The organism is Streptococcus oralis (assembly GCF_022749195.1).
GTDB lineage: Bacteria > Bacillota > Bacilli > Lactobacillales > Streptococcaceae > Streptococcus > Streptococcus oralis_CI.
Genome location: NZ_CP094226.1, coordinates 204,176 through 226,003 on the forward strand (window position 1 = coordinate 204,176; position 21,828 = coordinate 226,003).

At 41.9% G+C, this 21,828-nt stretch carries 20 protein-coding genes; 13 read left to right on the forward strand and 7 right to left on the reverse strand.

Going from position 1 to position 21,828, the window contains the following annotated elements:
• Window positions 1–10: 10 nt before the first annotated feature.
• The 3 genes from MP387_RS01070 to MP387_RS01080 form a co-directional block, all read right to left on the reverse strand.
• A complete protein-coding gene (locus MP387_RS01070; protein WP_061426591.1) occupies window positions 11–823 on the reverse strand; it encodes a PTS mannose/fructose/sorbose transporter subunit IIC in 813 nt (270 codons plus the stop codon).
• A 75-nt stretch (window positions 824–898) separates the two neighbouring features.
• Window positions 899–1,888 (reverse strand): PTS sugar transporter subunit IIB, encoded by a 990-nt coding sequence (locus tag MP387_RS01075; RefSeq protein ID WP_242748021.1) that lies wholly within the window; start codon window positions 1,886–1,888, stop codon window positions 899–901.
• 282 nt (window positions 1,889–2,170) lie between these two features.
• Window positions 2,171–2,983, reverse strand: a complete 813-nt coding sequence (locus tag MP387_RS01080) for a Cof-type HAD-IIB family hydrolase (RefSeq protein WP_242747039.1) — start codon at window positions 2,981–2,983, stop codon at window positions 2,171–2,173.
• Window positions 2,984–3,170: 187 nt separating this feature from the next.
• Between MP387_RS01080 and MP387_RS01085 the strand changes: the two genes are divergently transcribed.
• From MP387_RS01085 to MP387_RS01115, 7 genes are all read left to right on the forward strand, one after another.
• Window positions 3,171–4,589, forward strand: coding sequence for an NCS2 family permease (locus tag MP387_RS01085; protein ID WP_049520591.1), 1,419 nt, complete (start codon window positions 3,171–3,173; stop codon window positions 4,587–4,589).
• Window positions 4,590–4,643: 54 nt separating this feature from the next.
• Entirely contained in the window at window positions 4,644–5,351 is a 708-nt protein-coding gene (locus tag MP387_RS01090; RefSeq protein WP_242747042.1) for a CPBP family intramembrane glutamic endopeptidase, read from the forward strand.
• 74 nt (window positions 5,352–5,425) lie between these two features.
• Entirely contained in the window at window positions 5,426–6,400 is a 975-nt protein-coding gene (gene folP, locus MP387_RS01095; RefSeq protein ID WP_242747044.1) for a dihydropteroate synthase, read from the forward strand.
• Between the two features lies 1 nt (window position 6,401).
• Entirely contained in the window at window positions 6,402–7,724 is a 1,323-nt protein-coding gene (locus MP387_RS01100; RefSeq protein ID WP_242747046.1) for a bifunctional folylpolyglutamate synthase/dihydrofolate synthase, read from the forward strand.
• Window positions 7,705–8,259, forward strand: coding sequence for a GTP cyclohydrolase I FolE (folE, locus tag MP387_RS01105; protein WP_000380931.1), 555 nt, complete (start codon window positions 7,705–7,707; stop codon window positions 8,257–8,259). The genes MP387_RS01100 and folE overlap by 20 nt, the downstream gene beginning before the upstream one ends.
• Window positions 8,260–8,418: 159 nt before the next feature.
• Window positions 8,419–9,240: a 2-amino-4-hydroxy-6-hydroxymethyldihydropteridine diphosphokinase gene (gene folK, locus MP387_RS01110; protein WP_242747048.1), complete on the forward strand. Its 822-nt coding sequence runs from the start codon at window positions 8,419–8,421 to the stop codon at window positions 9,238–9,240.
• Complete coding sequence (locus MP387_RS01115; RefSeq protein ID WP_242747050.1) at window positions 9,233–10,516, forward strand: DUF308 domain-containing protein; 1,284 nt, start codon at window positions 9,233–9,235, stop codon at window positions 10,514–10,516. Before folK ends, MP387_RS01115 begins: the two co-directional genes overlap by 8 nt.
• 50 nt (window positions 10,517–10,566) lie before the next feature.
• Here MP387_RS01115 and MP387_RS01120 read toward each other — a convergent pair whose 3' ends face one another.
• Complete coding sequence (locus MP387_RS01120; protein ID WP_242747052.1) at window positions 10,567–10,884, reverse strand: DUF960 domain-containing protein; 318 nt, start codon at window positions 10,882–10,884, stop codon at window positions 10,567–10,569.
• A 204-nt stretch (window positions 10,885–11,088) separates the two neighbouring features.
• Here MP387_RS01120 and ccpA point away from each other — a divergent pair, with 204 nt between their 5' ends.
• A complete protein-coding gene (gene ccpA / locus MP387_RS01125) occupies window positions 11,089–12,099 on the forward strand; it encodes a catabolite control protein A (protein WP_001090635.1) in 1,011 nt (336 codons plus the stop codon).
• A gap of 52 nt (window positions 12,100–12,151) precedes the next feature.
• Here the strand turns inward: ccpA and MP387_RS01130 are convergent, their stop codons facing one another.
• Entirely contained in the window at window positions 12,152–13,114 is a 963-nt protein-coding gene (locus MP387_RS01130) for an asparaginase (protein ID WP_242747054.1), read from the reverse strand.
• 65 nt (window positions 13,115–13,179) lie between these two features.
• Here MP387_RS01130 and MP387_RS01135 point away from each other — a divergent pair, with 65 nt between their 5' ends.
• A complete protein-coding gene (locus MP387_RS01135) occupies window positions 13,180–14,571 on the forward strand; it encodes a Cof-type HAD-IIB family hydrolase (RefSeq protein WP_242747057.1) in 1,392 nt (463 codons plus the stop codon).
• 492 nt (window positions 14,572–15,063) lie between these two features.
• Window positions 15,064–17,040, forward strand: a complete 1,977-nt coding sequence (locus tag MP387_RS01140) for a CAP domain-containing protein (RefSeq protein WP_242747059.1) — start codon at window positions 15,064–15,066, stop codon at window positions 17,038–17,040.
• Window positions 17,041–17,160: 120 nt separating this feature from the next.
• Here the strand turns inward: MP387_RS01140 and MP387_RS01145 are convergent, their stop codons facing one another.
• Window positions 17,161–17,613, reverse strand: coding sequence for a universal stress protein (locus tag MP387_RS01145; protein WP_000079162.1), 453 nt, complete (start codon window positions 17,611–17,613; stop codon window positions 17,161–17,163).
• A 166-nt stretch (window positions 17,614–17,779) separates the two neighbouring features.
• On the opposite strand from MP387_RS01145, the gene MP387_RS01150 reads away from it, so the two are divergent.
• The 3 genes from MP387_RS01150 to rpmH all read left to right on the forward strand — a co-directional run bounded on the left by MP387_RS01150 (window position 17,780) and on the right by rpmH (window position 19,717).
• Window positions 17,780–18,079 (forward strand): hypothetical protein, encoded by a 300-nt coding sequence (locus MP387_RS01150; protein WP_084849026.1) that lies wholly within the window; start codon window positions 17,780–17,782, stop codon window positions 18,077–18,079.
• A 144-nt stretch (window positions 18,080–18,223) separates the two neighbouring features.
• Window positions 18,224–19,438 carry a pyridoxal phosphate-dependent aminotransferase gene (locus MP387_RS01155; protein ID WP_242747061.1) on the forward strand — a complete coding sequence of 405 codons (1,215 nt, stop codon included), beginning with the start codon at window positions 18,224–18,226 and terminating at the stop codon, window positions 19,436–19,438.
• 144 nt (window positions 19,439–19,582) lie between these two features.
• Complete coding sequence (rpmH, locus tag MP387_RS01160) at window positions 19,583–19,717, forward strand: 50S ribosomal protein L34 (protein ID WP_000831905.1); 135 nt, start codon at window positions 19,583–19,585, stop codon at window positions 19,715–19,717.
• Window positions 19,718–19,898: 181 nt separating this feature from the next.
• Here rpmH and MP387_RS01165 read toward each other — a convergent pair whose 3' ends face one another.
• Window positions 19,899–21,743, reverse strand: coding sequence for an APC family permease (locus tag MP387_RS01165; protein WP_242747063.1), 1,845 nt, complete (start codon window positions 21,741–21,743; stop codon window positions 19,899–19,901).
• Between the last annotated feature and the right edge of the window lie 85 nt (window positions 21,744–21,828).

The following is a 21,828-nucleotide window of genomic DNA, read 5'->3' on the forward strand; positions in this document are numbered from 1 at the left end:
GTTCCCCTTTCTAGTAGTCTTCTAGGATATCACCGATTGGGTCGTTAGAAGTCGCAGCTCCGCCGCCACCGTTTCCACCTTGTTTTGTAAGGTTAAGGTAGATGAAGGCAAGGGCAACACCGATGACACCAAGGGCAATCAAAGTCAATTGAGAGATTGCTGCAAGAGCAAAACCGATAGCGAAGAATGGCCATACTTCACGAGTTGCCATCATGTTGATAACCATAGCGTAACCAACGGCAACGACCATAGCACCACCGACAGCCATACCACCGTTCAACCAGTCTGGCATCAAACCAAGAGCGTCTTGAACAGCAGAAGCTGGGATAGCGATAAGGAAGGCAGCAGGGATTGCAATACGAAGACCTTGAAGAAGAAGTGCAACAAAGTGAGCACGCTCAACAGCAGCAAAGTTTCCGCCTTTAGCGGCAGCATCAGCTGAGTGAACCAAGGCAACTGAGATTGTACGAACAATCATAGTCAAGAAAAGTCCAGCTACGGCAAGAGGGATAGCTGTTGCTGTTGCAACGGCGATACCATCAGTAGTAAAGTTACCACCTTTGATCAAGATAATCGCTGCGGCAACAGATGCAAGAGCAGCGTCAGGAGCTACGGCAGCTCCGATGTTTGCCCAACCAAGGGCGATCATTTGAAGAGATCCACCAAGCATAACACCTGCTTCGAGGTTACCAGTTGCAAGTCCGATAAGGGTACATGCGACGATTGGTTGATGGAATTGGAATTGGTCGAGGATACCTTCAAGACCTGCAAGGAAGGCAACAACTACAACCAAGATAGCAGAAATGATTGAAATATCTGACATGGTTTTATTCCTTTTCTATTTAGTTTTAATAAAGTATTTAATCCTGTTTTCAAAAATGATAGAAACAGATTAACATTATTGAACGTTTGCTTTTTTAATCAAGTCAAACAAATCTTTTTTCGTGTCGTTTGGTACTTTACGTACGTCAAATTCAACACCGAGGTCACGCATTTTTTCAAAGGTTGCAACGTCTTCTTTGTCCATAGACAAAACGTTGTTGATCATTGTTTTACCTGTTGAGTGAGCCATAGAACCAACGTTAAGAGTCTTGATTGGCACGCCACCTTCGATTGCACGAAGTGCATCTTGTGGTGTTTCAAACAAGATAAGGGCATGAGTGTCACCGAAACGTGGGTCTTTTGCAACGTCGATCAATTTCTGGATTGGGACAACGTTAGCTTTTACTCCGTTTGGAGCTGCTTGTTTGATCAATTCTTTACGCAAATCGTCGTTTGCAACGTTGTCTGAAGCAACGATGATACGATCTGATTTTGAATCTGGAGTCCAAGCAGTGGCAACCTGACCGTGAAGGAGACGAGTGTCTAGACGAGCAAGGTTGATTTTCAGTTTACCGTCACCGATAACTGTTCCTTCTGGAATAGCAGCTTGGGCAACTGGAGCAGCTGCAGCAGTTGCAACTTCCTCAACTGGGTTAAGCTCTTCTGGAAGAGCCTTGATGCCATCTTTGGCTTCTTTAATGATATTCGCAGCGACTTTATCCACACCTGCATTCGCGTCCATAAGGCGCTCTGTGTAGGCTTGGATCAACATCGGCAAGTTTAGTCCTGTGATGATGGCAAACTTACGTTCTGGATTTTCTCCCATTACGCGGCTAGCTTGGTTGAATGGAGATCCACTCCAAAGGTCAGCCAATACTAGAACCTCATCTTCTGCGTCAAATGCAGCCACAGCGTTGTTGAATTTAGCGTAAAGGTCATCTGGACCTTCATTTGGCATAAAGGTTACAACTTGAACCTTTTCTTGTTCACCAAAGATCATAGATCCTGACTGATGAATACCCGCAGCAAATTCGCCGTGGCTCGCAATAATGATTCCGATACTCATTATTGTCATTCCTCCTTATAAAATGTTTGACTGTATGTTTAAGAAAACTTTAAGCCTAACTTTAAGTATAAACCGTTTTCATATAAAAATCAACTACTTTTTCTAAAAAGATGTAAAAGTTTTCATAGAATGACTTTTTAAAAATATTAATATATCAACGCTTTTGAGAGATAAATGAAAATGGTAATGGAAAATTTAATATAAAAATACAGAAAATAAGTTGCTTTTGTGAAAACAAAATGAAAACAAAAAGGGAAGATTGCATGGTCGCAATCTTCCCTTTTATAGGAATAAATTTTGTAAAGCGTGGGCAACTCCATCTTCTTCGTTGGTCAGAGGAAGTTGTTCGTCCGCATATGGAAGAAGAGCAGGATTGGCGTTTTTCATAGCATATCCTTTGCCTGCAAATGCCAACATTTCAGTGTCATTATGCTCATCACCAAAGGCGATTAAGTCTTTTTTATCACGATTCATCACATTGAGCAAGTACTCTAGAGCAAAGGCCTTGTTTACACCCTTGGGAGTACACTCGAGGATGTTGAGGGGCCCGCCCCAGGTATTGATAGCTAGTTGGTGCTGATAAAAACGATTCATTTCGTCCGCTAAAGCGTATTTGTCTTCAGCCCTTGTTTGCAAAAGGATGCAGTTGGGATCTTTGGTTACTCGTTCAGGTTTGAATTGATTTTCCGGCCGGAAGTTCTCTACGCCAAATAGTTTAGGGTCTGCAATTTCCTCATTCGGAGTCGTGATGTAGAATTTTTTTCGATATTCTCCTGCAATAAAATCAGCCTGGATGTCCTCCGTGCGCTTGACCATGTCTAGGAGATATTTTTTGTCCAAGGTCAAGCACTTTTCATGCTCCCAAGCCTGTCCTGGTAGATGGGTAAGAGAACCATTAAAGTTAATCATGGGAGTATGCAATTCTAGCTCACGGTAGAAATCTTTTGCCATACGATACGGACGTCCCGTCGTGATGATAACATGGTGTCCTTTTTCTGAAATTTTTTTGATCGTCTCTTTGGTGAAATCGGAGAGCTTGCTTTCACTATTCAGCAGGGTTCCGTCCAAATCGACTGCGATAATTTTGTTAGTCATATCAACCTTCCTAGTCGTTTCCAGATAAGATGTCTACTATTATATCAAAAAGAAGGAAGAAAAGCAGATAAGAACAAAAGCTACAGTTGCTTTGATTTATTAAATAAATCAAACAAATATATTGAAAAGGTGAATGATAAATGATATAATACTAATATTGTTCGTAAAAAACAAAAGGAGATTAAAAATGGACAAACTATTTAAACTAAAAGAGCACGGGACAGATGTCCGTACAGAGGTGCTTGCTGGTTTAACAACATTCTTTGCAATGAGCTATATTCTCTTTGTAAACCCTCAAATGCTTTCCCAAACGGGTATGCCTGTTCAAGGTGTGTTCTTGGCAACGATTATCGGTTCTGTAGTCGGTACCTTGATGATGGCTTTCTATGCTAATTTGCCGTACGCACAAGCACCAGGTATGGGACTAAATGCCTTCTTCACATTTACAGTTGTATTTGGGATGGGCTATACTTGGAAAGAAGCTCTTGGTATGGTCTTCATTTGTGGAATTATTTCACTGATTATTACCTTGACAAATGTTCGTAAAATGATCATCGAATCTATTCCAACAACACTTCGTTCAGCTATTTCGGCTGGTATTGGTGTTTTCCTTGCCTATGTTGGGATTAAGAATGCTGGTCTCTTGAAATTCTCAATCGATCCAGGTACTTATACTGTAGCAGGTGAAGGAGCAGACAAGGCTCAAGCTGCACTTACTGCAAACTCAGCAGCCGTTCCAGGCTTGGTGGACTTCAATACTCCAGCCGTATTGGTGGCTCTTGCAGGTCTGGCTATTACCATCTTCTTTGTTGTTAAAGGTATCAAGGGTGGAATCATTCTTTCTATTTTAACAACGACTGTCCTTGCCATTGCTGTTGGTGTTGTCAAATTATCAGGGATCGACTTTGCTAGCAACAATCTTTCATCAGCGGTTAATGATTTAGGAACTTTGTTTGGTGCTGCTCTTGGTTCAGAAGGTTTAGGATCTTTGATTTCAAACACTTCGCGTTTACCAGAAACCTTGATGGCTATTCTTGCCTTCTCACTAACGGATATTTTTGATACAATCGGTACTCTTATCGGTACTGGTGAAAAAGTTGGTATCGTTGCGACAAGTGGGGAAAACCATGAGTCCGCTAAATTGGACAAGGCTCTTTACTCTGACTTGGTGGCAACTTCAGTAGGTGCCATTGCAGGTACTTCAAACGTTACGACCTATGTTGAGTCTGCGGCGGGTATCGGCGCTGGTGGCCGTACTGGGTTGACAGCCCTAGTGGTTGCGATCTGTTTTGCTCTATCTAGCTTCTTTAGCCCACTTCTAGCGATTGTTCCGACAGCTGCAACAGCACCAATTTTGATCATCGTCGGAATCATGATGCTTTCTAACTTGAAAAATATCCCTTGGGATGATATGGCTGAAGCGGTTCCTGCCTTCTTCACATCTATCTTTATGGGATTTAGCTACTCTATCACACAAGGTATTGCTGTTGGTTTCTTGACATACACCTTGACAAAAGTTGTCAAAGGTCAAGCCAAGGATGTGCACGTAATGATTTGGATTTTGGATGCCTTGTTTATCCTTAACTATATCAGTATGGCGCTATAAATGGTATAATAGAAAAAGGGGAGTCTCCCCTTTTTAATTATAAGGAGGTACATCATGAAAGATAAGACGGTTTGGCAAGAGGTTTTAAACAGAGGGAAATGGGTGCTCATCCTTTTGGTAGCTTTTGTTCTATCTCAATTTCCCATAGGACTTGCTTTGTTTTTAGCAAACAAACAGTTTCCGATTTTACAGTCAGGGCTCTTAGTTGGTGCCCTATCCATAGTCGTTTTGATTGTATTCATTATTGGTGCACGAAAAACACAACTTGCTACTTTTAATCTATCCTTTTTTAAGGCAAAAGACTTGGCTCGCTTGGTACTGAGTTATCTGGTGATTTTTGCGACAAATCTCTTGGGTTCACTCCTGCTTCGACTAACAAATGAGGGAACAACCAGTAACCAATCAATACTGAATGGTTTGGTTCAGAATAGTTCCTTGATTTCAACTTTCTTCCTACTAGTCTTGATTGCGCCGATTTGTGAGGAAATTTTGTGTCGTGGGATTATTCCAAAAAAGATCTTCCGCGGAAAAGAAAAACTAGGTTTTATTGTTGGTGCAATCGTCTTTGCCTTGCTTCATATGCCAACCAATTTACCTTCTGTGATTATTTATGGAGGAATGTCAACGGTTTTGACTTGGACAGCCTATAAGACTGAGCGTTTGGAGATGTCCATTTTGCTTCATATGATTCTCAATGGTATTGCATTTTGTTTGTTGGCATTATTGGTATTGATTAGTAGAAATCTAGGTCTATCATTCTAAACCATTAGCCGCTTGGAAAAGATGAATACTAGCGTGTTCATCTTTTTCTTTTTATGGTAAAATAGAGAGATAATATGGTGAAAAACCTTGAGGGAGTGACCGATATGTCAAGTAAAGCTAATCATGCAAAGACAGCTATTTGCGGAATTATCAATGTAACACCAGATTCTTTTTCAGATGGTGGGCAGTTTTTTGCTCTTGAGCAGGCACTCCAGCAAGCCCGTAAATTGATAGCAGAAGGAGCGAGCATGCTAGATATCGGTGGAGAATCGACTCGGCCGGGCAGTAGCTATGTTGAGATAGAAGAGGAAATCCAGCGTGTTGTTCCAGTGATTAAAGCTATCCGTGAGGAAAGTGATGTTCTCATTTCCATCGATACTTGGAAAAGTCAGGTGGCAGAGGCTGCTTTGGCTGCTGGTGCCAATCTGGTAAATGACATTACGGGTCTCATGGGAGATGAGAAAATGGCGGATGTGGTTGCTAAGGCTGGTGCGAAAGTAGTCATCATGTTTAATCCAGTCATGGCTCGACCTCAGCACCCTAGTTCGCTCATATTTCCTCATTTTGGTTTTGGGCAATCTTTTACAGAGGAAGAGTTAGCTGACTTTGAAAAAATGCCAATTGAAGACTTGATGGAGGCTTTCTTTGAACGAGCACTAGCGAGAGCCAATCAAGCTGGGATAGCAAGAGAAAACATTTTGCTGGATCCAGGAATTGGCTTTGGTCTGACTAAGAAAGAAAATCTACTCCTTCTACGGGATCTGGATAAACTCCATCAGAAAGGCTATCCGATCTTTCTTGGAGTTTCGCGCAAGCGGTTTGTCATTAATATCCTGGAGGGCAATGGTTTTGAAGTTAATCCTGAGACCGAACTTGGTTTCCGCAATCGGGACACAGCTTCGGCTCATGTAACCAGTATCGCTGCGAGACAGGGTGTGGAAGTGGTGCGCGTGCATGATGTTGCCAGTCACAGGATGGCAGTTGAAATTGCCTCTGCTATCCGTTTGGCAGATGATGCAGAAAATCTAGATTTAAAACAATATAAGTAATATGAACGAAATTCAAAACAATCAGTGGATTGCCCACTATCGAACAGACCAACCGCATTTTGGTTTGGAGAGAATGGTGGAACTCTTGGCACTGAGAGGCAATCCCCATCTCAAACTCAAGGTCATCCATATTGGAGGAACCAATGGCAAGGGCTCGACCATTGCTTTTTTGAAAAAGATGCTGGAAAAGCTAGGTCTAAGAGTTGGGGTGTTCAGCTCGCCCTATCTCATTCATTACACGGATCAGATTAGCATCAATGGGGAATCCATCCCAGAAGCGAGGCTGGAGGCCCTCATGGCAGTTTATCGCTCTTTGCTTGAGGGGGAGAGGAGCGTTGCATTACAAGGAACAACCGAGTTTGAGATTATCACTGCACTAGCTTATGATTATTTTGCCACTGAAAAAGTTGATGTGGGCATCATGGAAGTCGGCATGGGTGGACTTCTGGATAGCACCAATGTCTGCCAGCCAATTTTAACAGGAATTACGACCATTGGACTGGATCATGTAGCCCTACTTGGTGACACCTTGGAAGCCATAGCAGAGCAGAAGGCTGGTATTATCAAACAAGGCATTCCATTAGTGACAGGTCATATTGTTCCTGAAGCCTTGGCTGAGATTGACTCCATTGCAGAAGATAAAAATGCATCGAGACTTGCCTATGGGAAAGATTATCAGATCAGTCACCAAAAGAGTGTTGTGACAGGCGAAATCTTTGACTATATTAGTTCTGTCAGACAAGGTCGCTTTCAAACAGGCCTGCTTGGCTTGCACCAGGTAGAAAATGCGGGGATGGCGCTTGCTCTCTTAGACACTTATTGTCAGGAGACTGGGCGAGAATTAGCAAGTAATGACTTGGTTGCTCAAGCTTTGAAAGAGACCAGATGGCCAGGGCGTTTGGAGGTCGTGTCTAGCGACCCCTTGATGATTTTGGATGGGGCCCACAATCCCCATGCTATCAAGGCTTTACTAGCAACCTTACAAGAACGCTTTGAGGATTATCATAAGGAAATCCTCTTTACCTGCATCAAAACCAAGGCTTTGGAGGATATGCTGGACTTGCTAGGGGAAATGCCAGATACCGAGCTTACCCTTACACATTTTGACGATAGTCGGGCGACTGATGAAAGCGTGCTGAAAGAGACAGCCAAGTCTAGAAATCTCAATTACCAAAGTTGGCAGGATTTTCTAGAGCAGAAATTGACAGATAAAAATGAAGAGAAAGAAACAGTTAGGATTGTCACAGGTTCCTTGTATTTCTTGAGCCAAGTGAGAGCCTATCTGATGGAGAGGAAGAACGAGAATGGATACACAAAAGATTGAAACGGCTGTAAAAATGATTATCGAAGCTGTTGGTGAGGACGCTAACCGCGAGGGCTTGCAGGAAACACCTGCTCGTGTAGCCCGTATGTACCAAGAAATTTTTTCAGGTCTTGGCCAAACTGCTGAGGAACACCTGTCAAAATCCTTTGAGATTATTGATGATAATATGGTAGTGGAAAAGGATATTTTTTTCCATACTATGTGTGAGCACCACTTCTTGCCCTTTTATGGGAGAGCGCACATTGCCTACATTCCAGATGGACGTGTAGCAGGCTTGTCCAAACTTGCCCGTACGGTTGAAGTTTATTCTAAAAAACCACAAATTCAAGAGCGTTTGAATATTGAGGTGGCCGATGCCTTGATGGACTATCTGGGGGCTAAGGGAGCCTTTGTTGTCATTGAGGCCGAGCATATGTGTATGAGCATGCGTGGTGTCAGAAAACCAGGAACGGCAACCTTGACGACAGTAGCTCGTGGTCTATTTGAAACAGATAAGGACCTAAGAGATCAGGCTTATCGTTTAATGGGACTATAATACCCTTCGAAAATCAAATTCAAACCACGTCAGCTTCCATCTGCAACCTCAAAACAGTGTTTTGAGAAAGCCTGCGGCTAGCTTCCTAGTTTGCACTTTGATTTTCATTGAGTATAAAAAGAATCCGCTTTGGGCGGATTTTTCTAGAAAGGACAAGTTATGGATCAACTGCAGATTAAAGATTTGGAAATTTTTGCCTATCATGGTCTTTTTCCTAGTGAGAAAGAATTAGGGCAGAAGTTTGTTATTTCCGCAAGCTTATCCTATGATATGACCAAGGCGGCTACAGAATTGGATTTGACAGCTTCTGTCCATTACGGAGAATTGTGTCAGCAGTGGACGACTTGGTTTCAGGAAAGCACTGAGGATTTGATTGAAACGGTAGCCTACAAACTAGTTGAACGTACCTTTGAGACTTATCCTCTTGTCCAAGAGATTGAGTTGGAACTAAAAAAACCGTGGGCGCCAGTGCATTTACCATTGGATACCTGCTCGGTGACCATTCACCGTCGTAAGCAGCGGGCCTTTATCGCTCTAGGAAGTAATATGGGAGATAAGCAAGCAAACTTGGAACAAGCTATTGACAAACTGCGAGCTCGAGGTATCCATATTCTCAAAGAGTCCAGTATCTTGGCGACGGAGCCTTGGGGTGGTGTGGAACAGGATAGCTTTGTCAATCAGGTGATTGAAGTAGAAACCTGGCTACCAGCACCAGTCTTGTTAGAAACATTATTAGCCATTGAGTCAGAAATGGGACGGGTGAGAGAAGTGCATTGGGGGCCTCGTTTGATTGATTTGGACCTACTCTTTGTGGAGGACCAGATCATTTACACAGACGAACTCATCTTGCCTCATCCTTATATAGCAGAACGCCTCTTTGTTCTTGAGCCGTTAGTGGAAATAGCTCCCCATTTTATCCATCCGATCCTAAAGCAACCAATTCGATACTTGGTTGACCAGTTGGGGCAAGGAAATGCCTAAACTTTCTGAGACCTATAGCAAGTGGAAGAGTATCGGGGAGGGACTACTTGCTATTGTTTTAGGGCTTCTCTTGATTCGTTTTGGACAAGTTATTCCGCGGATGGGGTACCAGTTGCTGATGGGCTACTTTTCCTTGTCAGCAGTTTGGCACTTGTTGACTCGCTGGTTTCAAGATAAAAAACGTCGGGAAAACATCTTTGTAACCTTGGCTAAGCTGGTGGTTGCGGCTCTGGTGTTTGACTCTATCATCTTGCAAGACCTTGCCCTCTATCTCCTGGTTTTTATCATTGCGAGCTACCAGCTGTTTACGGGCATCATTAGCCTTGTGACTTGGTCTCTCTATCGAAAAAATGCCATTCATCCTCGGCTTCATCATCTCTTCGATGCTGTATGGATGATAGGATTCGGTCTTTATAGCATCTCTCCTTTTCACGATGCAGCGAATTTTGAATTGCTCTTGCTTGGATTTTACTTGCTCATGCTAGGAGCCAGTAGCCTCCGGGACGGTTTCTTTTTTGAAAAGATAGAAAACAATCCCAAGCTGAAACGACGAATGCGAATGACCTTGCCAATCTTTGTGACGGCTTTGATTCCTATTAGTACCTTGCGAAAACTAAATGAGTGGCTGGCAAATCATGAAAGCCAAGAAGGGGAAGTTCATTCAGAAAGAAAAAACGACCAGACAGTGGATCTGGAAATTTTTATCCATATCTCAGAAACCTCTTTCTTCCTTGCTATGGGACATGTGGATATTTGTTATCAAGGGACGGTTATTTCCTATGGTTCCTATGATCCTCACTCGGAGCGCTTATTCGGCATGGTTGGAGACGGTGTCTTGTTTAAAGCCAATCGGGAAAAATACATCGAGCTCTGTAAGAGAGAAAGTCAGAAGACCTTGTTTGCTTATGGTCTGAGTTTAACGGACCAACAGAAAACAGCTATCCAAGCTCGCCTAGCAGAGATAGAAGACCTGTTAATTCCTTGGGAACCAAGTTCGCAGTTGATGAAAAGAAGAGAGGGAGAGGTCAAGCATACCTACTCCTACCAACTAAAAGAGGAAGCAGATGCGACCCTCTATAAATTCAGCTCATCCGAGTTTAAGACCTACTTTGTTCTCAGTACCAATTGTGTTTTGCTGGCAGACTCTATCGTGGGAAAAGCTGGAACTGATATATTGAGTCCCCAAGGTTTCATTGTGCCAGGGACTTATCAGGATTACCTTGATTTAGAGTACACAAAACCCAATGGTCTAGTTGTTAGTCGCTCCATTTATTAGAAAAAGAAAACTCTAGTTCCTCAGCAGTTTACGCCAAGAAGCTAGAGTTTTTAAAATAGGTCATTTTCTTCAGGAAGGAGGATAGTTTCTTTACCATTCGTGTCTAAAACAAGGACCCTAGGAGGGTAAAGCGGATCGAAAGGATGATTGAAATCAAAATCGATGCTAGTCGGAAGGTTTTGACTAGAGAAATGGAAGGTAATGGTCCCCTCGTTGTTGAGAAGCTGAAATTCGAGTTCTTCTTCTAATTCAAAGACATTTTTCAAAAAATGATCGATAATGAACCATAAAGAGTCGATAACATCGTCGGGTAGACTGGTCACAACACCAAAACTGGCGGAACGTCTCTGTGTATTTGTAAAAGCCATGTTTCCTTCCTCCTTTTATTTTTCTTATCATACAGTAAAAAAGCTGAAAAATCAAGGAATTCTGCTTGTTTTTTCAAAATGGGAATAAACTGTGAAATTTTTTCAAAGTTTCTCTAAAAAATACTTGAAAGTGTTTACAATAAGTGATAAAATGGAGTAAGTAGATGCGTGAAAGCGAAATTTTCATTATAGAAAGGAAACGGAATGAACACAGATGATACAGTAACGATTTATGACGTCGCCCGTGAAGCAGGAGTTTCGATGGCAACAGTTAGCCGTGTCGTTAATGGCAACAAGAATGTTAAAGAGAACACTCGAAAAAAAGTCCTAGAAGTGATTGATCGCTTGGACTATCGTCCAAATGCGGTAGCACGTGGTTTGGCTAGCAAGAAAACAACGACAGTCGGAGTTGTGATTCCGAACATTACCAATGGTTATTTCTCAACGCTTGCTAAGGGGATTGACGACATTGCTGAAATGTACAAGTATAACATTGTCCTAGCAAATAGTGATGAGGATGATGAAAAGGAAGTTTCAGTGGTTAACACTCTCTTTTCAAAACAAGTCGATGGGATTATCTTTATGGGCTATCACTTGACTGAAAAGATTCGTTCAGAGTTTTCTCGTTCACGGACACCGGTTGTTCTTGCTGGTACTGTGGATGTAGAACACCAACTTCCAAGTGTAAATATCGACTACAAACAAGCAACGATTGATGCCGTGAGCTATCTTCTCAAAGAAAACGAAAAGATTGCTTTTGTGAGTGGACCACTCGTCGATGATATCAATGGCAAGGTTCGTTTAATTGGTTACAAGGAAGCCTTGAAAAAAGCTGGACATTCTTATAGTGAGGGATTGGTCTTTGAATCAAAATACAGCTATGACGATGGTTATGCCTTGGCAGAACGCTTGATTTCATCACAAGCTACAGCCGCAGTTGTAACAGGTGATGAATTGGCAGCAGGTGTGTTGAATGGTTTAGCTGACCATGGTGTATCTGTACCGGAAGAGTTTGAAATCATCACGACAGATGACTCTCAGATTGCACGATTCACTCGTCCAAACTTGACTACTATTGCCCAACCTCTTTATGACTTAGGTGCTATCAGCATGCGTATGTTGACTAAGATTATGCATAAGGAAGAGTTGGAAGAACGTGAAGTTCTCTTGCCTCATGGTTTGACAGAGCGCCGCTCTACACGAAAACGTAAATAGAAAAAATCAGGAAATCGTGAGATTTCCTGATTTTGCGTTCTAGAGAAGAGGTTTATCCTTCCATATAGTCTTTCAAAGCCTGTCCTTTTAGTCCAGCATTAAGGGCAATTAATAATTTGAGGCGCGCTTTTTGAGCGTTGAGTTCTTTGACAAAGAAAACACCAGCTCGTTGCAACTCCACCCCTCCACCTTGGTAGGCGTAGACAGGTTCAGCAATACCATTAAAACATCGTGAGACCAAGGCGACTGGGATTCCTTTTTGCAGGAGATTTTCCAACTTTTGAGCTGTTTCTTTGGGAACATTGCCTGCTCCAAAGGCCTGAATGACTAAGCCATCCAGCTGTTCCAAGTCTAACATATCAATTAGCTCGTCTGTCATACCTGCATAGGCTGAGATGATGGGAACCAGACCTTGAATATGCTCAAGATCAAACCGGACACGAGGTTCAGCCGTTTTGAAGTAGAGGATTTCTTGCTTCATGATGAGACCAAGTGGTCCATGTGTTGGGGTTTGAAAGGTGCTGACATTGGTCGTATGAGTTTTGGTTACATACTTGGCTGCATGGATCTCGTCATTCATGACGACCAGCACCCCCTTGTCGGCTGCTTTATCATCACTGGCAACCCGCAAAGCGCTCAGATAGTTATAAACACCGTCGCTACCAAGTTCATTAGAACTACGCATGGCCCCTGTTAGAACGATGGGGATGGGCGGAATTTTCATGGTATCAAGGAAGTAAGCTGTTTCTTCTAAGGTATCTGTACCATGTGTGATGACAACTCCATCGTAGTTATCAGCTTCCTCTTTAATCTTATGATAGAGTGCAAGCATATGCTTGGGTTTGATATGAGGGCTTGGAAGATTAAAAAAGTCTAGGGCATGAACCTCAATCCCTTCAAGCGGATTGGAAACATGGTTCATGGGATTGTCCTGGCTAGTTACAACGGCACCAGTGGCGTCTGCTTGCATGGAAATAGTCCCACCTGTATGTAAAACAAGGATTTTCTTAGGCATGATTTAGTCACTCTTTCTGAAATGTGGTATAATCATTGTAACACAAAAGGGGAGAATGGGACAGGATGGAAGTCAAGGCTGTTTTTTTTGATATCGATGGAACGCTAGTCAACGATCGCAAGAGTGTTTTGAAATCCACTAAGGACGCGATTAAGATTGTCAAAGAGCAAGGAGTGCTTGTTGGAGTAGCGACAGGACGAGGGCCGTTTTTTGTCAAGGAATTGATGGAAGACTTGGACCTAGACTTTGCGGTGACATACAATGGCCAATACATTTTTAATAAAGAAAAGGTGCTCTTTGCAAGTCCGATTGCTAAGTCAAGCCTGCGTCAACTGATTGCTTACGCTAAAAAGGAGCATAAAGAAATCGCTCTTGGAACCGAGCATGCCGTTGTTGGTTCGAAAATTATGTCATTTGGTCTCGGCTCCTTTTCTCAACTGGTTAGTCGTTTTATCCCGACTGTTCTGACAAGAACCGTTAGCCGATCCTTTAATCGAATGGTCAGCAAGGCAGTTCCTCAAAAGGAAGACGACCTGCTTAACTTGATTAATCAACCCATTTACCAAGTTTTGATGCTGATGACGCCAGAGGAATCTGAGAAAGCTGCAAGTGATTTTGACGACTTGAAATTAACTCGAAGCAATCCTTTTGCAGCAGATATCATTAACCAAGGAAATTCCAAATTAGAAGGCATTCGCCGAGTCGGGAAAGAATATGGCTTTGATCTCAATCAAGTAATGGCCTTTGGTGATTCAGACAATGACCTGGAAATGTTGGCAGGCGTTGGTATGTCGGTCGCTATGGGAAATGGCAGTAGCAGTGTCAAAGAAGTTGCCAAGCATATTACGGCAAGTAATCAACAAGATGGTATCCACAAGGCGCTCGAGCACTTTGGTGTTTTGGCTTCAGAAAAAGTGTTTGTCAGTCGAGACTACCACTTTAATAAGGTCAAGACCTTCCACCACATGATGGATGAACGAACTCAAGAAGAGCCACGGGCATGGGATGCTGAAGGTGCAACCCACCGCGCAGATTTCAAAATTGAAGAATTAGTAGAGTTTGTTCGCGCAGCAAGTTCTTCGGAGGAAGAATTCCAAAACTCCCTTGCAAGCATGCATGAGGCACTTGATAAGGCGGCAGAGAAAGTGGCGAAAAAGACGCCTGCTAAGCAAAATCTGGTCGGTCAAGTGGATGCTTTGATTGATACATTGTATTTCACATACGGCAGCTTTGTATTGATGGGAGTAGATCCAGAACGCATTTTTGATATTGTCCATGAAGCAAATATGGGAAAGGTTTTCCCTGATGGGAAAGCTCATTTTGACCCAGTTACACACAAGATTTTAAAGCCAGATGACTGGGAAGAAAAATATGCTCCAGAACCTGCCATCCGACAGGAACTACAACGTCAGTTTAAAGCTTATGAGCGACATAAAGAAAGAAAAAATAAAAAATAAGAGAAATTCTTTTCCCTGGATGAAAAATCCGGGGATTTTTTGAACTGAAATCCGAACAATTACATATATATCACTAATTATTATTAGCATATTTATACTTATTTTGAATTAGAAAACGTTTGAATTTTTTTTTGAGAAAGAAAAGAAAAATATTTTAGTTTACAAAAAATAATGCAGAGCGGCATTTTGCCCCAATTTATCTAGCTTTCCTTTTAAAAAAATATCAAAAAAGATGAGTCAAATTATTTGATATTTGAAAGTTGATGTGTTAGAATAAATTCAGAAAGCGAATAAATATAAAATCCTCATGCTACTACAATATGCTCTTTTTTAAGACAGAAAGTCAACTTGTTTATTTCAGGCCTGTTAACAAGTTGATGTGAAGAATTTACTCTAGTTTTGAGGTTTAGTTATAAAATTGTGCACAATTGCTTTCCAAATTTTTATTATTTTAATTTTCAAGTTTAGAAATTAAAGAATTAAGAGGTTGAAATGAAGAAAAAATATACCTATTTGACAGCTTCTGTTTTAACAGCTGTAACAATGCTTCCAACTTTTGCACCAAGTGAAGCTCACGCTGCTTACAATTGGAATGGGAATAATAGCTACTATACAAGAACTAACCGTCGTTCAAGCAATCGTACTTCTAACCGTACTACTGCAAATCGTAGCCGCACATCAAACTATACTGTAAGAAGTTACGGCTACAACAGTTATTACCCAAGCTATAACTATGGCTACAATAGCTACTACCCAAGTTATAACTATGGATACGGTAGCTATTACCCAAGTTACAACTACGGTTACAGTAATTGGAATAACTACTATGGCTATGACAACAGTAGCAACTACTATGGTTATAACTATTGGAATAGTTACAACAACCTTGCTAGCGATGAAAACTATATTTACTGGAATGGCAATCACTACTACCGCATGAACGACGGTAGCTACCGTATTTATCGTGACGGTCAGTGGAAACCTTTGACAAACAATAGTAACAACAACTCATCTACTAACAACTTGGAAAACGATCCGCACTATCGTTACGAAAATGGTTACCATTACTATGTATTAGACAATGGTGATTATTACTACTACCAAAATGGTAAGTGGGTCTTGGTGAAAGATTCTGCTGATACAACACCAGCACAACCGGCAACACCTGCTGAACCAAAACCAGAACAACCAACAACTCCGGTTGAGCCAGCACAGCCAAGTCAACCTGAAGTTCCTGCTCCAACACCAGCAGAACCAGAGACTCCAACACCAGCTCCTAGTGATAAACCTGAAGAGCCAACAACACCAGCTGAGCCAAAACCAGAACAACCAGCAACTCCAAGTGTTGACCTACCAGAAAATCCACCAATTAATGGTGCTGAAGGTGAATTTGATCCATTCAAGCCATCAACAGAAACACCAGCAGAACCAAAACCAGAAACACCAGCAACTCCAGCTATCCCAACAACACCAGGTTTGGTAACGACTGATGAACCAAGTGAAAACCAAATCCCTGATTATGTTGAAAAACCAGCTGAAGGATTGGAACACTTGGCTTGGGCACCAAATGGACAAACTCCAAAATTGGTTTACCCACCAGGTAAACCAGGTGATGCAGTCCTCAAGAATGATAAAAACTACTACTTCGACGGTAGTGCACATTACTACTATGTATCATCTAACTCAGAGCGTACAGGTTATTCAGCATACTGGAAGTGGCTTGGAGGAAAATGGAAACTTCAAGGGATGACTGATCCAAACGATCCAGCTCGTGATCCAAAACTTCACGAAAACACTGCTGATGACGAGTACATGTACAGTGACAAGAACTCAAGCGTGAAACTTTACTCAACTAACTTGGTAACGACTGCTAAAGCAGGTCAAGCATTGCCATTCAAGAATGTTGAAGAGTTCAAAAACTATGTCATCGAAAAAATGAATCCTAAGTTCCTTGATAACTCTGGTTGGGATGCTAAAGTTGAGTGGGAAATCGAAGATCCAGAAATCTTTGAGAAGACGAAAGAAAACCCATACGCTAAGGACTATGTCTTGATTGCAAATCTCAAGAGTGGTGTCGAAGACAAGAAATACAGTGATGTAGAATTTGGTTATGTGAAGTTTGTTTACCGTGTTGAAGCAACAAACGATACAAACTATGACTATGTTTCAAAAGCGAAAGAAGCTTTCGCTAAAATCAATGAGACTCGTAAAGCTCAAGGATTGAAAGAATTGACTTGGTCTGAAGACATTTATCAAAATCAAGCACTTCCAAAAGTAAATGAAATTTCACGTCAATACGATAGTACAGGCTTTGTAGGACGTCGTGATGAAGATGCTGCTGTTGTCGTTAAGAAATGGGCAAACAGTGGTTTGAGAGACTTGCTTCTCGATCCGAATGTCACTGAAGGAGCTGTAGCAGCAGTAGTTGATGGAAACGGTGTATACTACTGGGCATACAGTTACAAATAATTCAATCTTTTGAGATTGACTACTTTCTAAATAAGATAGAGGCTTTAAACTATTGTTTAAAGCCTTTTTGTGACCCAATCAGGACAAACAAAAAGGAGCCAGAGACTCCCTTTTTAATGATTACAATGTTTTTTCACTTTCTCTCACGACCAGCAAATCGACTTTTGCATGGCGGAGAATGTACTCAGATGAAGAGCCAACCAAGAGGCGTTCAAAGGCATTGAGCCCTGTTGCACCAACGAGAATCAGGTCAACGTTTTCTGCGTCTGGAATAGTACGGGCAAGGAGGGTTTTTGGATTTCCCATTTCGATGACGATATGAATATCGGTCACACCAGCATCTCTTGCGCGCTTTTCGTACTCCTTCATCAGACTTTCAGCATCGACTTGGAGTTCTTCGTAAACTTCAGCATCAAAGGTAGACACGCTTTGAAGAGCGCGTGTGTCGATAACATGGGCAATGGTGAGCTTGGATTCGTTGCGTAGAGCAGTGTAAACACCTTTGACGAAAGCCAAGTCTGCTTCTTTAGAACCATCAATTGCGACCATAACATTTTGGTAACGTTGTGCCATAATGAAACCTCCTGAAATTTTCTTACTGTTATTGTAACCCTTTTCACTAAAGAAGTAAAGTAAAAATCATATTTAAATAAATATTATTGGAGATTCGATTTGGTGGAGATATGTTAAAATAAAAGAAAACGGGATAGTAGGAAACACAGCGAGGGGATGAGAAAGTATGAAAGATTTTGTTCAAGATTCTAAAAAAATAAGTTTTCTTTATCATGGAATTATCCTTGCGTCACTTGTAGGTGAAGTAGTGATGCTTTGGCAGCTGGAAAGAGTCATGCCCGTTCTCTATCCAGGTTTTGTTGGATTTCTTCTCTTTCACCTAGTCTACCACATCATTTTATTTGTGATTGCAAAGAGAAGTTGTCGCTTGGACTATTTGGTCACGTGGGGGCTCTTTCTCATGTTTAATCTTTTGTATGATTCTTTTTTAGCGCTGATCTTTCTAGGTTTGTCTTTTGGTATGTGAGAAAATACTTCTGTATTCTAGTTGTTTAGACGGTGAGAACCTAGTCGTTGTGAGTTTTTTTCTTTGCTTGCTCATTTCAGGAAACTTGTCGCAATCCCTTTCTAGTGGTATAATGTTACTATCTCGATGAATTGAGGAAACAAGATGAAAGAATATAACAAGTCTAGTAAGTTAGAGCACGTTGCCTATGATATCCGTGGTCCTGTTTTGGAAGAAGCTATGCGGATGCGAGCAAACGGAGAAAAGATTTTACGTCTGAATACAGGAAATCCAGCAGAATTTGGCTTTACAGCACCAGATGAGGTCATTCATGACTTGATTATGAATGCGCGTGATAGTGAGGGATATTCTGACTCCAAAGGGATTTTCTCAGCACGTAAGGCCATCATGCAGTATTGCCAACTGAAGAAATTCCCCAATGTGGATATTGATGATATCTACCTCGGAAATGGTGTCAGTGAGCTGATTGTTATGTCCATGCAAGGGCTTTTGGATAATGGCGATGAGGTCTTGGTGCCTATGCCAGACTATCCTCTCTGGACAGCCGCGGTCAGCCTAGCTGGAGGAAATGCCGTTCACTATATCTGTGATGAAGCTGCAGAATGGTACCCAGATATTGACGATATTAAGTCAAAAATTACTTCCAATACCAAGGCAATCGTCCTTATCAATCCAAATAACCCAACTGGAGCCCTTTATCCTAAGGAACTCTTGTTGGAGATTATTGAGATTGCTCGTCAAAACGATTTGATCATCTTTGCGGATGAGATTTATGACCGCATGGTGATGGATGGGCATGTGCATACACCTGTGGCGAGCTTGGCATCTGATGTTTTCTGTGTCAGCATGAATGGTCTGTCAAAATCTCATCGCATCGCTGGTTTCCGTGTAGGATGGATGGTCTTGTCTGGTCCTAAGCACCATGTCAAGGGCTATATCGAAGGTCTCAATATGCTGTCCAATATGCGTCTTTGCTCTAACGTTTTGGCCCAGCAAGTCGTACAAACTTCACTAGGTGGGCACCAGTCAGTGGATGAATTGCTCCTTCCTGGTGGACGGATTTACGAGCAAAGAAACTTCATTTACAATGCTATCCAAGATATCCCAGGTTTGTCTGCGGTCAAGCCGAAGGCGGGTCTTTATATCTTCCCTAAAATTGACCGCAATATGTACCGCATCGATGATGATGAACAGTTCGTTCTTGATTTCTTGAAGCAGGAAAAGGTTCTCTTGGTTCATGGTCGTGGTTTTAACTGGAAGGAACCTGACCATTTCCGTATCGTTTACCTTCCTCGTGTGGACGAATTGGCGCAAATCCAAGAAAAGATGACACGTTTCTTGAGCCAGTATCGTAGATAAGGCTTTCATAGGGAAAAGCAGGAAACATTTCCTTAGAGCTATTGACAAATAGGTAAGAATCAGATAGAATAGTAAAGTATGTTTAGTAACTGATCACTTTATAGCCGGCTAAACGAATACAAAATCTATGAGGAGGTATTCATCGTGAAACGTACTTATCAACCAAGTAAACTTCGTCGTGCGCGCAAACACGGATTCCGTAACCGTATGTCAACTAAAAACGGTCGTCGCGTATTGGCAGCTCGTCGTCGTAAAGGACGCAAAGTTTTGGCTGCATAATCCAAACGAATTCAACAAAGAAGTCAGTAGGAACTCGAGTCTACTGACTTTTCTTTTTATCTTAAAGGGTGCATTGTCCACGAAATCGGTCATTTCAGATGAAACTCATGGAGGGCTCATTTAAAAGGTCACATACAAAAAACTCAAAACCAGATATAAGTTACTGATTTTGAGTTTTTGTTTATTCTTTTAAGTGATAAGAGTAGCTAGCGACAACGACATCTTCGTGCCATCTGAGAGCGTATTTTAGTTTGAGGCTCATTTGATTGTGTAGGATATTTTGCCAAGGCTTGTTAGGAATAAACTGTGGTACGAGAACTGTAACGGTGTAGTTTTTTTGCTTAGCTTCTTGGGCGATTCGTTTGACATATTTAACGCTAGGGGTGATGATGTCGCGGTAGCTGGTATTGATATTCTTTAGAGTGATATTTGGGAAGTAATCGGCAAATTCCTGAAGGATTTCTTGGTCTTTTTCGGCCGTTTCTTTAGTAGAAATGTGCATGGCTAACACTTCGTCACCGATACTTTGAGCGTAGTTAATGGCTCCGACACTTACTCGAGTGACATTTCCTACTAGGACAAGAACCAGATTGCCATCGTAGGTACGTTTTTCAATTCCTTCGTAGAGTCGCAGTTGTTTTGCCACTTTTTGGTAATGGCTGTGAATGGACAAAAAGAGGAAGGTTAAGACTAGGATAATTGGGAAGAATGGCCAGATATCACCCAGTCTGAAGAGGAGTAAAATGAGAACGATAGCATAACAAATGATGGCCCCAAGGATATTGGCAAAGGCAGGTTTTAAGAAGTTTGCTCCTTTTTCCTTTTTCCAATGACGAATCATCCCAGTCTGAGAAAGGGCAAAGGGAACGAAGACCCCGATAGTATAAAGAGGAATCAAGCGTTCAGTATTCCCATTAAAAATGAGAAGAAGGATCATAGCTCCAAAAGCCAGAGTTAAGATACCGTTGGAGTAGCCAAGGCGATCCCCTTTTTCCATAAAGAGATGGGGCATGTACTTGTTTTTAGCCATATTGTAGGCCAACATAGGGAAGGCTGAAAAGCCAGTATTTGCAGCTACAGCTAGAATCAAGGCTGTTGAGAACTGGAAGAGATAGTAGCTAGCATGACCAAAGAATGAATCACCAAGAATGCCCTTGGCCATTTGCGAGAGGATGGTTTCTCCATTTTGAGGTGTGATGCCCATCCAGTAGTTTAGGAAGGTAATGCCCGCAAAAAGAAATCCTAAAATCAGCGACATGATGGTCAGGGTCTGAGCAGCATTCTTTTCTTTCGGAGTTTTGAAAAATGGTACCGCATTTGAAATAGCCTCAACCCCTGTCAGAGAGGCAGAGCCACTGGTAAAGGCTCTCAATAGGAGAACGATGGAAAGGCTCGGAACGGTTTGCCCAATGGTTGAAGTCGCCTGATAGTTTAGGGAACCTGTAAATAGTTGAAAGAACCCATAAAGCAAGAGAAAGACGGTACTGAAGATAAAGAGGTAGACGGGAATCATCAGAGAGCTGGCAGATTCTTTCAATCCTCTTAAATTCAAGAGCATGAGCAGGCAGACTAGGAAAATAGAGATATGAAGATTATAGGGATGGAGGGCAGGGATGGCTGCAGTAATAGCATCAGCTCCAGAAGCAACGGATACGGCTACTGTCAGCATATAGTCAACAAGGAGGCTACCGCCTGCAATCAAGCCTAGTTCAGGGGAGAGATTTTCCCGAGTGACCATATAAGCCCCACCACCTTGAGGATAGGCGTGGATAATTTGACGATAGGAAATGGTCAAACTAGCGAGGAGTAAGAGGACAAAAATACCGATAGGGAGGCTCCACCAAATAGCGAGAGGAGAGAGACTGACTAAAACGAGAATGACTTGTTCAGGTCCATAGGCAATAGAAGACAGGGCATCACTGGATAACATTGCAAGTGCCTGCGTTTTTCCCAACAATCCCCCTTCGCCGTCTGTGAGAGACTTGAGTGGTCGACCGATAAAGGTATATTTTAATTTTCTAAACATTTTCTTTTCCTTTGCTGAAAATTTCAATAAGTGTTATTATACTGCTTTGAAAAAATGCAGTCAAGGGAGAATGATCGGTATTAGA

What these genes read in the sequence shown, in the direction of transcription:
- MP387_RS01070 (WP_061426591.1), bottom strand. Translation starts at nt 823, where the DNA reads ATGTCAGATATTTCAATCATTTCTGCTATCTTGGTTGTAGTTGTTGCC.
- MP387_RS01075 (WP_242748021.1), bottom strand. Translation starts at nt 1,888, where the DNA reads ATGAGTATCGGAATCATTATTGCGAGCCACGGCGAATTTGCTGCGGGT.
- MP387_RS01080 (WP_242747039.1), bottom strand. Translation starts at nt 2,983, where the DNA reads ATGACTAACAAAATTATCGCAGTCGATTTGGACGGAACCCTGCTGAAT.
- MP387_RS01085 (WP_049520591.1), top strand. Translation starts at nt 3,171, where the DNA reads ATGGACAAACTATTTAAACTAAAAGAGCACGGGACAGATGTCCGTACA.
- MP387_RS01090 (WP_242747042.1), top strand. Translation starts at nt 4,644, where the DNA reads ATGAAAGATAAGACGGTTTGGCAAGAGGTTTTAAACAGAGGGAAATGG.
- folP (WP_242747044.1), top strand. Translation starts at nt 5,426, where the DNA reads ATGGTGAAAAACCTTGAGGGAGTGACCGATATGTCAAGTAAAGCTAAT.
- MP387_RS01100 (WP_242747046.1), top strand. Translation starts at nt 6,402, where the DNA reads ATGAACGAAATTCAAAACAATCAGTGGATTGCCCACTATCGAACAGAC.
- folE (WP_000380931.1), top strand. Translation starts at nt 7,705, where the DNA reads ATGGATACACAAAAGATTGAAACGGCTGTAAAAATGATTATCGAAGCT.
- folK (WP_242747048.1), top strand. Translation starts at nt 8,419, where the DNA reads ATGGATCAACTGCAGATTAAAGATTTGGAAATTTTTGCCTATCATGGT.
- MP387_RS01115 (WP_242747050.1), top strand. Translation starts at nt 9,233, where the DNA reads ATGCCTAAACTTTCTGAGACCTATAGCAAGTGGAAGAGTATCGGGGAG.
- MP387_RS01120 (WP_242747052.1), bottom strand. Translation starts at nt 10,884, where the DNA reads ATGGCTTTTACAAATACACAGAGACGTTCCGCCAGTTTTGGTGTTGTG.
- ccpA (WP_001090635.1), top strand. Translation starts at nt 11,089, where the DNA reads ATGAACACAGATGATACAGTAACGATTTATGACGTCGCCCGTGAAGCA.
- MP387_RS01130 (WP_242747054.1), bottom strand. Translation starts at nt 13,114, where the DNA reads ATGCCTAAGAAAATCCTTGTTTTACATACAGGTGGGACTATTTCCATG.
- MP387_RS01135 (WP_242747057.1), top strand. Translation starts at nt 13,180, where the DNA reads ATGGAAGTCAAGGCTGTTTTTTTTGATATCGATGGAACGCTAGTCAAC.
- MP387_RS01140 (WP_242747059.1), top strand. Translation starts at nt 15,064, where the DNA reads ATGAAGAAAAAATATACCTATTTGACAGCTTCTGTTTTAACAGCTGTA.
- MP387_RS01145 (WP_000079162.1), bottom strand. Translation starts at nt 17,613, where the DNA reads ATGGCACAACGTTACCAAAATGTTATGGTCGCAATTGATGGTTCTAAA.
- MP387_RS01150 (WP_084849026.1), top strand. Translation starts at nt 17,780, where the DNA reads ATGAAAGATTTTGTTCAAGATTCTAAAAAAATAAGTTTTCTTTATCAT.
- MP387_RS01155 (WP_242747061.1), top strand. Translation starts at nt 18,224, where the DNA reads ATGAAAGAATATAACAAGTCTAGTAAGTTAGAGCACGTTGCCTATGAT.
- MP387_RS01165 (WP_242747063.1), bottom strand. Translation starts at nt 21,743, where the DNA reads ATGTTTAGAAAATTAAAATATACCTTTATCGGTCGACCACTCAAGTCT.